The organism is Zavarzinia sp. CC-PAN008 (assembly GCF_051903925.1).
Taxonomy (GTDB): Bacteria; Pseudomonadota; Alphaproteobacteria; order Zavarziniales; family Zavarziniaceae.
Map to the genome: position 1 here is coordinate 2,567,147 of NZ_CP173678.1, position 12,973 is coordinate 2,580,119.

General features: G+C 67.8%; 12 protein-coding genes. 5 read left to right on the forward strand and 7 right to left on the reverse strand.

Annotated features, from left to right (window positions below; genetic code table 11):
- Window positions 1–99: 99 nt before the first annotated feature.
- Window positions 100–855 carry a PhoH family protein gene (locus ACI6GS_RS12065; protein WP_439813696.1) on the forward strand — a complete coding sequence of 252 codons (756 nt, stop codon included), beginning with the start codon at window positions 100–102 and terminating at the stop codon, window positions 853–855.
- A gap of 132 nt (window positions 856–987) precedes the next feature.
- On the opposite strand, the gene ACI6GS_RS12070 is transcribed toward ACI6GS_RS12065, so the two are convergent.
- Window positions 988–2,292 (reverse strand): sensor histidine kinase, encoded by a 1,305-nt coding sequence (locus ACI6GS_RS12070; protein WP_439813697.1) that lies wholly within the window; start codon window positions 2,290–2,292, stop codon window positions 988–990.
- A 1,058-nt stretch (window positions 2,293–3,350) separates the two neighbouring features.
- On the opposite strand from ACI6GS_RS12070, the gene ACI6GS_RS12075 reads away from it, so the two are divergent.
- From ACI6GS_RS12075 to ACI6GS_RS12090, 4 genes are all read left to right on the forward strand, one after another.
- On the forward strand, window positions 3,351–4,139 hold the full coding sequence (locus ACI6GS_RS12075; protein ID WP_439813698.1) for a 3-hydroxybutyrate dehydrogenase: 789 nt from the start codon (window positions 3,351–3,353) through the stop codon (window positions 4,137–4,139).
- A 28-nt stretch (window positions 4,140–4,167) separates the two neighbouring features.
- Window positions 4,168–5,184: a patatin-like phospholipase family protein gene (locus ACI6GS_RS12080; protein WP_439813699.1), complete on the forward strand. Its 1,017-nt coding sequence runs from the start codon at window positions 4,168–4,170 to the stop codon at window positions 5,182–5,184.
- Window positions 5,185–5,374: 190 nt separating this feature from the next.
- Window positions 5,375–6,115 carry an acetoacetate decarboxylase gene (locus ACI6GS_RS12085; protein ID WP_439813700.1) on the forward strand — a complete coding sequence of 247 codons (741 nt, stop codon included), beginning with the start codon at window positions 5,375–5,377 and terminating at the stop codon, window positions 6,113–6,115.
- A 142-nt stretch (window positions 6,116–6,257) separates the two neighbouring features.
- Window positions 6,258–8,309 (forward strand): hypothetical protein, encoded by a 2,052-nt coding sequence (locus ACI6GS_RS12090; protein WP_439813701.1) that lies wholly within the window; start codon window positions 6,258–6,260, stop codon window positions 8,307–8,309.
- Between the two features lie 59 nt (window positions 8,310–8,368).
- On the opposite strand, the gene ACI6GS_RS12095 is transcribed toward ACI6GS_RS12090, so the two are convergent.
- The 6 genes from ACI6GS_RS12095 to ACI6GS_RS12120 all read right to left on the reverse strand — a co-directional run bounded on the left by ACI6GS_RS12095 (window position 8,369) and on the right by ACI6GS_RS12120 (window position 12,957).
- Window positions 8,369–9,709 carry a diguanylate cyclase domain-containing protein gene (locus ACI6GS_RS12095; protein WP_439813702.1) on the reverse strand — a complete coding sequence of 447 codons (1,341 nt, stop codon included), beginning with the start codon at window positions 9,707–9,709 and terminating at the stop codon, window positions 8,369–8,371.
- Window positions 9,710–9,808: 99 nt separating this feature from the next.
- Window positions 9,809–10,276, reverse strand: a complete 468-nt coding sequence (locus ACI6GS_RS12100) for an SRPBCC domain-containing protein (RefSeq protein ID WP_439813703.1) — start codon at window positions 10,274–10,276, stop codon at window positions 9,809–9,811.
- A complete protein-coding gene (locus tag ACI6GS_RS12105) occupies window positions 10,273–10,596 on the reverse strand; it encodes an ArsR/SmtB family transcription factor (protein ID WP_439813704.1) in 324 nt (107 codons plus the stop codon). The genes ACI6GS_RS12100 and ACI6GS_RS12105 overlap by 4 nt, the downstream gene beginning before the upstream one ends.
- Window positions 10,583–11,059, reverse strand: coding sequence for a VOC family protein (locus tag ACI6GS_RS12110; RefSeq protein WP_439813705.1), 477 nt, complete (start codon window positions 11,057–11,059; stop codon window positions 10,583–10,585). Before ACI6GS_RS12110 ends, ACI6GS_RS12105 begins: the two co-directional genes overlap by 14 nt.
- An 81-nt stretch (window positions 11,060–11,140) precedes the next feature.
- Complete coding sequence (locus ACI6GS_RS12115) at window positions 11,141–12,034, reverse strand: DMT family transporter (RefSeq protein WP_439813706.1); 894 nt, start codon at window positions 12,032–12,034, stop codon at window positions 11,141–11,143.
- The gene (locus ACI6GS_RS12120; RefSeq protein ID WP_439813707.1) at window positions 12,031–12,957 is read right to left on the reverse strand and encodes a DMT family transporter; all 927 of its coding nucleotides are present in this window, start codon (window positions 12,955–12,957) and stop codon (window positions 12,031–12,033) included. The genes ACI6GS_RS12115 and ACI6GS_RS12120 overlap by 4 nt, the downstream gene beginning before the upstream one ends.
- Window positions 12,958–12,973 lie beyond the last annotated feature (16 nt).

Consider the following 12,973-nt stretch of genomic DNA (forward strand, 5'->3'; position numbering starts at 1 on the left):
GTTTTCGTTTGTGCTCCGCCGCAGGGGCGGGCGCGTGGTCCCACGCGTCTGCCGGGTGGCCCCCCGTTCCTATGGTTCCGTTCCGATTGGAGGTATCGCATGACCCGTCGTGCCGCGCGTCCCAAGGTGAATGACGAAGCCGTGGTGCAACCGCTGTTCCTGCGGCCGACGCCGCTGGGGCCGGCCGAGGCCGAAACCGACTGGAGCCCGGTCGAGGAAGCCCGCGACCAGCGCTATGTGCGCAAGGTGCGGGCGCAGTCGCCGGGGCAGCAGGCCCTCATGACCACGATCGCGGAGAATCACCTGGTCCTGGCCCTGGGGCCAGCCGGCACGGGCAAGACCTACCTGGCGATTGCCGCCGCGGTCGAGGCGTTGGAGGAAGGGCGGGTCAGCCGCATCGTTCTGACCCGGCCGGCGGTCGAGGCGGGGGAGAGCCTGGGCTTCCTGCCCGGCGACGTGAACGAGAAGCTGGCCCCCTATCTGCAGCCGCTCTATGACGCGCTGAACGACCGCCTGGGCGCCAAGCGCCTGCGCATGGCGCTGGCGAACGGCCAGATCGAGATCGCACCCGTCGCCTACATGCGCGGGCGCACGCTCAACAATGCGTTCGTCGTGATCGACGAGGCGCAGAACTGCACCTATGCCCAGATCAAGATGCTGCTGACCCGGCTGGGATGGAACGCGACAATGGTCCTGACCGGCGATCCCGACCAGAGCGACCTGCTCGAAGGGTTGTCGGGCCTCACGGACATTGCCCGTCGGCTGGAGACTGTGTCCGGCATCGGCGTCGTCCGCCTGTCCGACACCGACATCGTGCGCCATCCCCTGGTCGCGAAGATGCTGGGCGTGTTGTAGGGGGCGGCGGACCAAGGCGGAGGGGGCAAGGTCGGCGCCCTCCGCACTCGCATGCCCAGGGGATGCCCCGGGGAATGTCGTTGAGGTGGATCGAGACCGCGCAGAATCGCCGAACGGCCTGCCCTCAGACGCTCAGGCCCTTGGCCTTGGGGCGGATTTCGGGGGCTCGGGGCGGGGCGGGGCCTCGGGCGTGCCCGGGACGACCCGGGCGGAGGGGAAGCGGGCGGTGATCCGCGTCCCCTGGCCGGGCTTGCTCTCGATCGCCAGGCTGCCGCCATGCAGTTCCATGAAGCTGCGGCTGATCGGCAGGCCGAGGCCGGAGCCGGTGATGCGCCGCGCCGGACCGTGGGAGGCCCGGCGGAACGGCTCGAACACGCGGTCCTGCTCGTCGATGTCGATGCCGATGCCGGTATCGGTCACGATCAGCAGCAGGTCGCCCTGAAGGTCGATGCGCCCTTCGACCGTGACGCGCCCACCCTCCGGCGTGAACTTCACCGCGTTGGAGAGCAGGTTGAGCAGGATCTGCCCCACCACCCGGCGATCGGCATTGAGGCGCGGCAGGTCGGGCGGCAGCAGCGTCTCCACGTTCAGCCACTTGGCCTGCGCCTCGGGCGAGAGCATGGCGCAGGCGAACTGCACGATGGACGGCAGGTCGAAGATCTCCAGGTCCAACTCGAAGCGTCCGGCCTCGATCTTCGACAGGTCCAGGACCTGGTTGATGATCGCCAGCAGGTGCACGCCGCTGGCGTGGATGTCCTTGCAGTACTCGACCACCTTGGGCGGCAGGTCGCCCATCAGCCCGGTCGTGATGACCTCGGAAAAGCCCAGGATGGCATTCAGCGGCGTGCGCAGTTCGTGGCTCATGCTGGCCAGGAACTCGTTCTTCATGCGGTCGGCCTCGAGCAGGCGGGCCTCGCTCGCGCGCAAGGCGGCCTCGGCCGCGCGCGTGGCGCTGATGTCGGTGACGACCATCATCACCTCGCCATGGGGCAGGGGGGCCCGGCCCACGCGGAGCCAGCGGCCGTCGGCATGGCGCTGCTCCCAGGTATCGTCCTGACCGCTCCAGCGCTGCTTGGCATGGGTCAGCAGCGTGTAGGTGTCGCCCGGCCCCAGATAACCCTGGCGGATCTGGTGGGCCATCACGTCCCACAGCGAAATGCCCGGCCGCGTGAGGTTTGAGGGCAGGGCCAGCAGGCTGCTGTATGCGGCGTTGGCGGCCAGCAGGCGCTCGTTCTGGCTGAACACGGCGATGCCCTGGTCCAGCGCATTGAACACGGTGGTCAGCAGGCTCCAGCCGGCCTCGATCTCGGCGGCGGAGGCGGCGACGGTGCGCGCGTCCTCGCGCAGGCGGGCGACGGCCCGCGCCAGCGCGCCGAGTTCGGCCGCCTTGTCCGCAACAATGTCGTCGGCCGCACCTTGCTGGTCGGTCTCACGCATCGCGGCGGGGCTGTGAACCTGGATGAATGGACGCGTCACGAAATCCGTCGGGGATGACGAAGCTGCCGAAGGCTCCACTGGTCCGGCCGGGTCGGCCCAACCCCTGCGGGCAAACTGCCGAACACGGCGAACGATACCACCGCTCCTTGGTGCGATGACACCAAGCCCTGGATGCGCCGATCACGAACGGATCGGGAATCCGGGTGCGATCACAGGGTCCGTGATCCGCCTGCGGACAGAGTTCCATCACCACCGGTACACAACATGGTAAACGCCTGTGGCGGAAAGCTCTTTTGTCTGTGGGGGAGGCCCCGAAGCTGGCCCTGGGCCGATGCCCGTGGGGGTAGCCCGGGGGCGGCGGCGGCACGTCCCCACCGGGTCTTTGCTGGCCCTGCCGCGATCCCGATTCCCAATTGGTGGCATCGCCGATTGCAACCGCGACGGTGGATCGTCGACAATCCCGAAATCCCCTGCGACAGGAGCGCACAGGCTGCGCGGGACACGACGGCACGAGGCATGTTAACCATGTCTGCCGGGCGCAATGAATAGAGTTCACGATCGCGTGAATTTTCCGTGATTTTTGATCGCGAAAAAGTGAAAACTGCGTGAGGGGTGATGGATTGGCTCCCGCGGTCGTCGCCGTTGGCATGGCGGCGGCGAGTGCGGGGCTTGCCGATCGGTTAGCGACGGCCGCCAGGAAGGCCGGGCCGGCTGGGCTGGATCTGGTGGGTCGCGGGCACTGCGGCACCGGATATGGGGTCGGGTGCGATTGAACCTGCGACGTGCACCGCGATCCGCGCCATCCGCGCGCGGGGACCAAGCTCGGCGCCAGGCAGCGGACAGGGGATGCGTGGCGCCAGGGTTTACGCATGGCCGGAAGGGGTTGCAGGGGACGGAACGCGCAGGCGGCCTTGCCGGAACCCCGACGGGGAAATCCCGGCGGACTGTGAGCGCCGTGACATCCGGGCGACACAACGATTCGTTAACTATCGCCGCAATTGAGTGGTGCGGGCTTCCCGATCATCATCGCGGCGCAACAGGGAAGACAGGGGGACGAAATGGGCGCGCTTAAAGGCAAAGTGGCAGTCGTCACGGGTTCCACCAGCGGCATCGGGCTTGGCATCGCCAACGCCCTGGCCGAGGCCGGGGCGGATATCGTTTTCAACGGACGCAAGGCGGACGCAGAGCAGCTGGCCCTGGTCGAGAGCGCCGGCAAGAAGTTTGGCGTGCGGACGACCTTCGTCGCTGCCGACATGGGGCAGCCTGACCAGATCTATGGCCTGATCGAGAAGTCGACCGCGGAATTCGGCTCGGTCGATATCCTGGTCAACAATGCCGGTATCCAGCACGTCACGCCCGTGCATGAGTTCCCGGTCGACAAGTGGGACCAGATCATCGCCGTCAACCTGTCGTCGGTGTTCCACGCCACCAAGGCGGCGCTGCCCGGCATGAAGGCGAAGGGCTATGGCCGCATCATCAACGTCTCGTCGGTGCATGGCCTGATCGCCTCGCCCTTCAAGTCGGCCTATGTCGCCGCCAAGCACGGCGTGATCGGCTTCACCAAGGTCGTCGCGCTGGAATGCGCGCGCGAAGGCATCACCTCGAACGCGATCTGCCCCGGCTATGTCTGGACGCCGCTGGTCGAGAAGCAGATCGACGACCAGGCCAAGGCGCACAACCTGCCGCGCGACCGGGTCATCACCGAGGTCCTGCTGAAGGAGCAGCCGAACCGCGAGTTCGCGACCGTGGAGCAGATGGGCGCCCTGGCCGTCTACCTGTCGTCCGACGCGGCCTCGACCCTGACGGGTGTCGCGATCCCGGTCGACGGCGGCTGGGTGGCGCACTAGGAGCGGCCCCGGACGGGAGGGCAAGCCGATGACCGCGGTACGCCGCATCAACCTGGCGCTGCAGGGTGGGGGCTCGCACGGGGCCTTCACCTGGGGCGTGATCGACCGCCTTCTGGAAGATCCGTCGATCGAGATCGAAGGGGTGGTGGGCACCAGCGCCGGTGCCATGAACGCTGCCGTGCTGACCTGCGGCCTGGCCGCGGGCGGGCGCGAGGGCGCGCGCAAGCTGCTTGAGACCTTCTGGAAGAAGATCTCGGACGGGGCGCGCTTCTCCCCCCTCCAGCAAAGCTGGATGGACCGCCTGATGGGCAATCGGGGCCTGGAATACTCCCCGATCTACCACACGTTCGACACCATCTCGCGGATGATGTCGCCCTACCAGATGAACCCGTTCAACTACAATCCGCTGAAGCAGACGCTGGCGGAAGTGTTGGACACCGACATGCTGCACCACGAACGCGCGGTGAAGCTGTTCATCTGTGCCTCCAACGTCCTGACGGGGCGCATCCGCGTGTTCCGCGAGCGCGACGTGACGGTCGACGCGGTCCTGGCATCGGCCTGCCTGCCCTTCCTGTTCCAGGCGGTCGAGGTCGATGGCGAGCATTACTGGGACGGCGGCTACATGGGCAACCCGCCCATCTATCCGCTGATCTACAATTGCGACAGCCGGGACGTGCTGATCATCCAGATCAACCCGATCCAGATCCCCGAACTGCCCACCACGGCGCAGGGGATCCTGGACCGCATCAACACGCTCAGCTTCAATTCGAGCCTGATGCGCGAGATGCGGGCGATCGGCTTCGTCACCAGCCTGATCGACCGCGGCTTCGACGATGGCGGCCGCCTGAAGCGCATGCTGATCCACTCGGTCGATGCCGAGGACGTGATGAACCGGATGGGCGTCTCGTCCAAGCTCAACGCCGACTGGTCCTATCTGCGCTGGCTGTTCGAATTGGGACGCGAACGGGCGGAGCAATTCCTGTCACAGCATTCGGACAAGATCGGCCGGGAATCCTCGACCGACATCAACACCAAGTTCCTTTAGCGCACAGTGGTTGTGGCGGCTTCGGACCAGGCAGGGCGGCAGGGCATTCCTGCCGCCGTGCCTGGGACGGGGCTGGTTACAGCCGCCTGGACGACGCCGGCTTCCGGCGCCGCCCCAGGGCAGCATCCGGGTCCAAGACTTCACGACTGATCGCGGCCGGCGCGCCCGGCCGCCAACGGAGATCGACACGATGAACAGAGAGCAGATCCTCAAGATCCCCTCGATGCCGGCGGCCAGCCCCAGCTATCCGCATGGGCCCTATCGCTTCGTCAATCGCGAGTACCTGATCATCGTCTATGAGAGCGATGCCGACCTGGTGCGCGAGGCGGTGCCGGAGCCGTTGGAGCCGGTGGGCAACCAGGTCTTCTACGAATTCATCAAGATGCCGGACAGCTCCGGCTTCGGCGACTACACCGAATCCGGTGTCGTCATCCCCTGCACCTACCAGGGCGAGCCGGTGAATTTCGTCGCCCAGATGTACCTGGACTGCGATCCGCCGGTGGCGGCGGGCCGCGAAATCTGGGGCTTCCCCAAGAAGTTCGCGCATCCGAAGCTGTGGGTGGCCGAGGATACGCTGACCGGCACGCTGCACTATGCTGGGCAGCTGGTCGCCATGGGCACGATGGCCTACAAGCACGACAACCTGACCCGCAAGCCTGAAAAGACGATCGCCGCGCTGAACAAGACGCAGGTCAACCTGAAGATCATCCCGGACGTCGACGGTTCGCCGAAGATCGCCCAGCTGGTCGCATACAACCTGACGGAAGTGACGCTGAAGGGGACCTGGGAAGGTCCGGCACGCCTGCACCTGGTGCCGCACGTCAACGCGCCGGTGGCCGACCTGCCGGTGCGCAAGATCGTCGGTGGCCGCCACTTCATCGCCGACCTGACGCTGCCCTTCGGTCGCGTGCTGCACGACTACCTGGCCTGAACGGCCGGGTGCGCGGGGAGGGGACCGGGCGGACACTTCCCCGCGTGACTTGTGTCACAGGATCATCCGCCCCAATCGATTGACTTGGCGCCCGCCCATGGTGACCCTGGGCGGGCACATGCTTAATGGGGAGAGACGCACGATGGCGGCGAAACGTGCGACCTTGATGGTCAGCCTGTTCGGGTTGCTTCCGGGGCTGGCCATGGCGCAGGCCCAGCAGCTGACGGGCGGGGAGATCCGCGATCGCATGATCAATGCGACGATCGAGGGCACCAATCTCCAGGGCAAGTACCAGGAAACCTATCGCGCCGACGGCACGATCGAGGGGTTGCTGGAAGGTCAGGCCTATGACGGCAAGTGGGACGTCAAGGGTGACCAGATGTGCTTCTACTACAACGACATGCTGTTCGCCTGCAGCGGCATCCAGATCGACGGGACGAAGCTGAACTTCCTGTCGTCGGGCGAAGTCGTGGCCGAGGCCACCTATGCGCCGCCCAAGCCGGTCGAGACGGCAGCGGCTGCACCGCCCGCGACACCCGTTCCGCCACCCCCGGTCGATGTTCCGGCGCCGCCCGCCGCGCCCCCGCCGGAGGCCACCGCCACCCCGCCTGCGCCGCCAGCCGTGCCTGTGGCCCCGGCCGAGACCACGGCGGCCGACCCCGCGACACCGCCGGGCACCGACGAGCGCGCCGTGATCCCCGTGCCCGTCCCCGCGACTCCGGCCCTGCCGACCGAGCAGGCGGCCAGCATCGACGGCGGCGCCAAGCCGGCGCCCGGCATCACGGTCCGGCCGCCGACCATCCCGGGTACCCCGCCCAGCGCGCCTGCGGTGGACGTCCCCGCGGTTGAGGCGCTGGTGACGCCGCCGGTGCCTGTGCCTGGCGTACCGACCGGCGCGCCATCCTCGCCCAAGGCCGAGATCGAGCAGATCCTGCGCGACTTCGCGCCAGAAATGCAGGTCGTCGTGGGTGACGTGGTCGAGAACGGCAACGACCTCCTGATCTCGCGCATCGACATCGAGATCGAGCGCGGCCTCATCGCGCTGGAAGACATCAGCATCCTGGGCGGCAACCGCGAGAACGCAAAGGCGATCTTCAATCCCGACTCCTACGCCGGCGGTCCGCGGGCCGCCGACTTCCTGCCGCTGTTCGACCGGATGACGGTGAAGCGGCTGATCGTCTCGCCCCCCGATGCGCCGACCAGCACGTTCGGCACGTTCAGCGTGGCGGCACTGTCCGCCAAGCCGTTCGCCAAGGCTCCGCCGACCACGGCGCAGGGCATGGAATCGGTCGACGAGAGCCAGGCCCTCGATATCGCGCAGTCGATCCGCTATGCCGGCATCACGTTCGACGACCTGTTCGTGGCCGTCCCCTCGGGCCACCCGGATCCGGTTAATCCGGCCGACGCCCAGTACTTCATGCGAACCGGGCGCATCGCCATCGGCGCCTATGACCCGCAGAAGGGCATGGTCCCGGAGAGCATCGCGGTCGAGAAGATCGACATGAAGGTGCCCAATCCGCAGACCGGCGGGGACGTGCCCCTGACGCTTGCGCGGGCCAGCATCAGCAATGTCCGCTTCCATGAGGACTATCCGATTGCAGGCCGGGTCGAGGTGCTGGGCCTGTCGACCCCGTCGTCGGTCGCCGACGATGCGGAGGCCCGCGAACTGTTCAAGGCGATCGGCCTGGACAAGCTGGAGTTCGACGCGGTCCTGGACATCGGCGCGGACGTCGATGCCAAGACCAGCGCCATCAACGAGTTCAGCGTGCGCTGGGCCGGGATGGGCGCGATGACGATGGGTGTTGCGCTGGGCCAGGTCGACATCCCCTCGGCCATTGCCGGCGCCAATCCGATGGTCATGCTGGCGGCCACCCTGGTCGGTGCGAACTTCAGCTATACCGACGATGGCGGCCTGGAGAAGATCCTGATCGCCGGCTCCAAGGAAAGCGGCCAAAGCCCCGCCGACCTGCGGCAGGGCCTGATCCAGCAGGTTGAGCAGACCAAGGGCATGGCCACCCACCCCGCCCTGGCCAAGGCGTTCGACGATGCGATCTCGTTCCTGCGGCGTCCCGGCACGTTCGAGGTAGCGCTGAAGCCGGCGCAGCCCGTGCCGCTGGCGACCTTCGCCTCTGACCAGCCGCCAGACCCGAACAAGGTGGTGGACACCGTCGGCCTGACGACTTCGGTGCGCTGACCCCTCGAGGGGGGGGCGACGGCGCGTCAGGGGCGCGCCATCGCCTGCGGGCCGAAATCCTAGTCGGCCGGCGTGTCGTCGACGCTGACCTGGTTGCGGCCCAGGTGCTTGGACATGTAGAGCGCCTTGTCGGCCAGGTTCAGGGAGCGCGAGCCGTCGCGTCCCGGCAGCAAGGCCGCCACGCCGAACGAGGCGGTGACGGCCACCGCCTCGCCGCCCAGGACGAAGGGCGTTTCCGCCAGGGCCGTGCGGAAGGCCTCCAGCCGCAGGGCCGCCTGGTCCAGCCCGATGCCGGACAGGACAAGCGCGAATTCCTCGCCGCCAAGCCGGGCCACGAATTCGCCCGCCGCAAGCATTGCCCGCAGGCGGCGCGCCGCCTCGATCAGGGCGTGGTCGCCCATCGCGTGGCCCAGGCGGTCGTTGATCGCCTTGAAGCGGTCCAGGTCCAGGATCGCGACGCAGGCTGCCCCGCCCGCGGCGCGCAGGCGTGCCTGCACCGTGGCCAGGTGGGCATTGAAGGCACGCCGGTTGGGCAGGTCGGTCAGGCCGTCATGGGCGGCCATCGTCTGCAGCTGCCGGTTCAGGATCGCCAGTTCGGCGTGGCTGGCCTCCAGCGCGAGTTCCTGGCGCTTCAGGTCCGTGACCTCGATCCAGACGGAGGCGATGCCGCCGCCCCGCCAGGACTGTTCCTCGATCCGGAACCAGCGGCCATTGCGGGCGCGCAGCACCACGGGGCCTGCCAGCGGCCCCCCCGCCGGGTCGGCCACCAGGGCGGTGAAGGCCTCGTCCGGCTCGAACAGCTCGGCGAAGCCGGCCCACCACGCGCCCCGTACATGGCGTGTCGCAATCGGCGGCAGACGCCGCGTGATGTCCATGAAGCGTTCGGAGAAGTAGCGCGTATTGACATAGACGCGCTGGCCGTCGGCATCGTGCAGGATGATGCCGACATTGGCGATCGTGAGCAGGCTGAGCACGTCCTCGCCCAGGCTCTGCGGAGCCCATTCGAAGGTGACGTCGGTCCAGATCTTGAGCCGTCCGCCGCCCAGCAGCGGGATCATGCGCAGTTCCAGCCAGCGCCCGCTGTCGCCGCGCTGGTAGGTCAGCGGCCCCGTCTCGGTCCAGTGGCGGTGCATGCCCATCGCCACCGCCGCCTCCAGGTTCTCGGCCGGGGCGCCGGGATGCTGGACGGCAAAGAACGCCTTCAGCGTATCGACAAAGGGCAGGCCGGGACGAATGATCGCGCGTACCTCGGGGAAGAACGCCAGATAGCGCTCGTTCCAGTAGAGGATCCGGTCTTCCGCGTCATAGACGCAGACGGCCGAGCCACCCATCTCCAGAACCAGGGCGGCCATCGCTGCATGGGCGGGCGACTGGGGATCGGCGGAATAGATGTGCGGCATGCCGTCATGCGATTGCCAATGATCAGCAGGAATAGTGCGCCAACGCCCTCCAGGCAAGCCGCGCCGCAGGTGAACCCGGTCCTCAGGTCAACTGGGTCCTCAGGCGACTTGGGTCCTCAGGCCATGCATCTGGCCCAGCCAGTCCTGCGCCAGGCGCTGCATGAAGACCGCCTCCGGCATGCCATGGCGCGCGACATGGGCCTGGGGCACGGTTTCCCAGCCCTGGTGGTCGACGGTCACGCGGGTGCCGTCCGCCACCGGCTCGAAGCTGACGCGGACATGGGTTTCCTGACCCTCCTGGAAGGTCGCCTGCCGCCAGGTGAAGGCGAGCAGGGCGCCAGGATGCCAACTGGTCACGCGGCCGATCTCGAACACCTTGCCATTGGCGAGGTGCTCGACCAGGCGTCCGCCGGCGCCGCCCTCGAAGGCCAGGCGCCCGGGCTCCCGCGGGGTGAAGCGGAACAGGCCGCCGGTCCGCCACCATTGCCCGATCTCCCGCGTGAAGACGTCGAAGGCGCGCTGCGGCGTCGCCGCCACGCGGATCGAGACCTGGACGCGGGCGCTCAATCCGCACCCTCCAGGTGGGCCTTGAAGGCGGCAAGCTGCTCGGACCAGACCTCCTCCATCTGCGCTGCCCAGGCTCGCAGGTCGGCCAGCGGAGCCGGGTTCAGGCTGAAGATGCGCACGCGGGCGTCGCGTTCCGGGTGATGCTCCGCCACCAGTCCGCCCTGGCGCAGCACCTTCAGGTGGCGGCTGGTCGCGGGCGGGCTGAGGCGCAGCGCGCTTGCCAGTTCACCGGCGCTGTGCGGCCGCTCGTGCAGCAGCTCGACGCAGCGCCGACGTACCGGATCGGCCAGCGCGGACAGGGTCAGGTCAAGGGCAGGCACTATCGGTCCAGCCGTCGATCTTCAGACCCGAGCGCTGCTCCGCTTCCTCGCGCGTGACGATCTCCGTCGTCTGGGCAAAGCTCCACACATGGCCTTCCGGATCGCGGACGGAGAAGGTGCGGTCGCCATAGAACTGGTCCTCCAGCGGCCGCGCCACGCCGGCACCGGCCGCAGTCGCCCGGGCGAACAGCGCGTCGATCCCGTCCGTCACCTGGACATGGACGTTCTGCGTGTTGCGGCCGCCGGTATTGGCAGGACTGGCGATGTAGTCCGTCCATTCGCTGCCCACCATGATGGTGCCGTCGCCGTGATCCATCTCGGAATGGGCGAGGTTGCCGTCGGCATCGGTGATCAGCATGCGCCGTTCGAAGCCGAAGGCGCGCTCCAGCCAGTCGAGCGCCGCGAGGGGGTCCTTGTAGAAGACGGCGGAGATGAAGGTGGGGCGCTTGGGCGCTGTGCTCATCGTCATTTCCTTCCACAATATCCAAATATTTCCAAAAAAATGAAACCATATGCGATGGGGTCGGTCAAGCCCCGCCGCGGTTCAGTCGGGCTGGCGCTGGCGCAGCAGGACGCTTTCGCGGTGCAGGATGTAGAGGCCGCTGCCGACCAGGACCAGGGCACCGACGATCGCCCAGAGGTCCGGCAGGTCGCCCCAGATGACGAAGCCGACCAGTGTCGCCCACAGCATGGCCGTGTACTCGAACGGCGCGACGACCGCCAATGGCGCCAGGCTGAAGGCCTGCGTCATGGCCAACTGGGCGACCCCGCCGATCAGCCCCACGGAGATCAGCAAGGCAAGGTCCGCCGCATCGGGCGTCACCCAGACAAAGGGCAGCGTCAGCGCGCTGGCCGTCGTCGTGAACAGGGTGAAGTAGAAGACGATGGTGCCCGTGGGCTCGGTCTCGCTCAGCTTGCGGATGACCACGATCACGATCGCATAGGTGAATGCGCCGCCGATCAGCACGAGCGAGCCCCAGGCGAACACGCCCGATCCCGGCCGCACCATGATCATCACGCCGGCAAAGCCGATCAGGACGGCGGTCCAGCGGCGGATGCCGACCTTCTCCCCCAGCAGGGGGACGGACAGCGCCGTCATGAACAGCGGCGCGACGAAGCCGATGGCGATCGCTTCGGCCAGCGGCATCATTCCATAGCCGGCAAAGAACAGCACCATCGAGGTACAGCCGATGAGCGCGCGCAACAGGTGCGTGCCCGGCCGCCGGGTCCGCAGGCGGCCAAAGCCATGGGCCCGCCAAAGCCAGAAGAGCAGCGGCGGAAAAGCGAAGAGCGAACGGAAGAACACGATCTGGAAGACCGAATAATCGTCCGTCAGCCATTTCACGGCGGCGTCCATCACCGTGAACAGGCCCACCGCGACCAGCATCCAGGCGATGCCGCCGGGGATGCTGACAGGCCGAACCGCCGCAGCGCTCACTGGTCGACGCCCAGGCGGGCCTCGGCCGCCGCGCGGTCGCGGCCGGCGCTTGCCTCCTGCCGCACGATGATCAGGCCGCTGGCGATCAGGATCGCCGTCCCCGCCCAGCTCCAGGCATCGGGCATCGTGCCCCAGACCAGGTAGCCGATCAGTACCGCCCACAGGATGCCCGTGTACTCGAACGGGCCTACGGTCGCGACCGGCGCATAGCGGAAGGCCAGCGTCATCGCGATCTGGGCAAAGCCGCCGATGACGCCGGTGCCCAGCAGCAGAACCCAGTCGAGCGGCGTCGGCTGCACCCACAGGAAGGGCAGCATCGCACCCGTCACCAGCAACGAGATCAGGGCGTAGTAGAAGACGATGACCGGTGCGGGGTCGGTCCGGCTGAGCAGCCGGATCATGATGCGCACGATCGCGAAGAAGACGGTGGCGACCACCACCAGCAGGGCCGCCTGGTCGACCATGCCCAGGCCCGGGCGCACGATCAGCAGCACCCCGGGCAGGCCCAGCAGCACGGCCATCCAGCGCAGGCGGTCGACCTTCTCGCCCAGCAGCGGGGCCGACAGCGCCGTCAGGATCAGGGGCCCCGCGAACGAGATGGCATAGACGTCGGCAAAGGGCAGCAGGCGATAGGACAGGAAGAACAGGCTGAGCGAGGCCAGGCCGCACAGCGAGCGCACCAGGTGCAGCGACAGCTTGCGGGTGCGCAGTGCCGCCAGCCCGCCACCGCTGCCGCGCAGCAGGAACAGCGCCACCCCGATCGTGCCTAGTGCACGGAAGAACACCAGTTCGGCGACCGGATAGTCCGCCGACAGCCACTTCACGATCGCGTCCATCGCCGCAAAGGTCGCGATCGCCACGACCATCAGGCCGATACCCACGAGCTCGGGTGAGCGGGATCGGGAAAAGGGAATCGCGGACATGAAGTGGGGGAACTGT

Coding starts and splice junctions, on each gene's coding strand:
- ACI6GS_RS12065 (WP_439813696.1), top strand. CDS start 100: ATGACCCGTCGTGCCGCGCGTCCCAAGGTGAATGACGAAGCCGTGGTG.
- ACI6GS_RS12070 (WP_439813697.1), bottom strand. CDS start 2,292: ATGCGTGAGACCGACCAGCAAGGTGCGGCCGACGACATTGTTGCGGAC.
- ACI6GS_RS12075 (WP_439813698.1), top strand. CDS start 3,351: ATGGGCGCGCTTAAAGGCAAAGTGGCAGTCGTCACGGGTTCCACCAGC.
- ACI6GS_RS12080 (WP_439813699.1), top strand. CDS start 4,168: ATGACCGCGGTACGCCGCATCAACCTGGCGCTGCAGGGTGGGGGCTCG.
- ACI6GS_RS12085 (WP_439813700.1), top strand. CDS start 5,375: ATGAACAGAGAGCAGATCCTCAAGATCCCCTCGATGCCGGCGGCCAGC.
- ACI6GS_RS12090 (WP_439813701.1), top strand. CDS start 6,258: ATGGCGGCGAAACGTGCGACCTTGATGGTCAGCCTGTTCGGGTTGCTT.
- ACI6GS_RS12095 (WP_439813702.1), bottom strand. CDS start 9,709: ATGCCGCACATCTATTCCGCCGATCCCCAGTCGCCCGCCCATGCAGCG.
- ACI6GS_RS12110 (WP_439813705.1), bottom strand. CDS start 11,059: ATGAGCACAGCGCCCAAGCGCCCCACCTTCATCTCCGCCGTCTTCTAC.
- ACI6GS_RS12120 (WP_439813707.1), bottom strand. CDS start 12,957: ATGTCCGCGATTCCCTTTTCCCGATCCCGCTCACCCGAGCTCGTGGGT.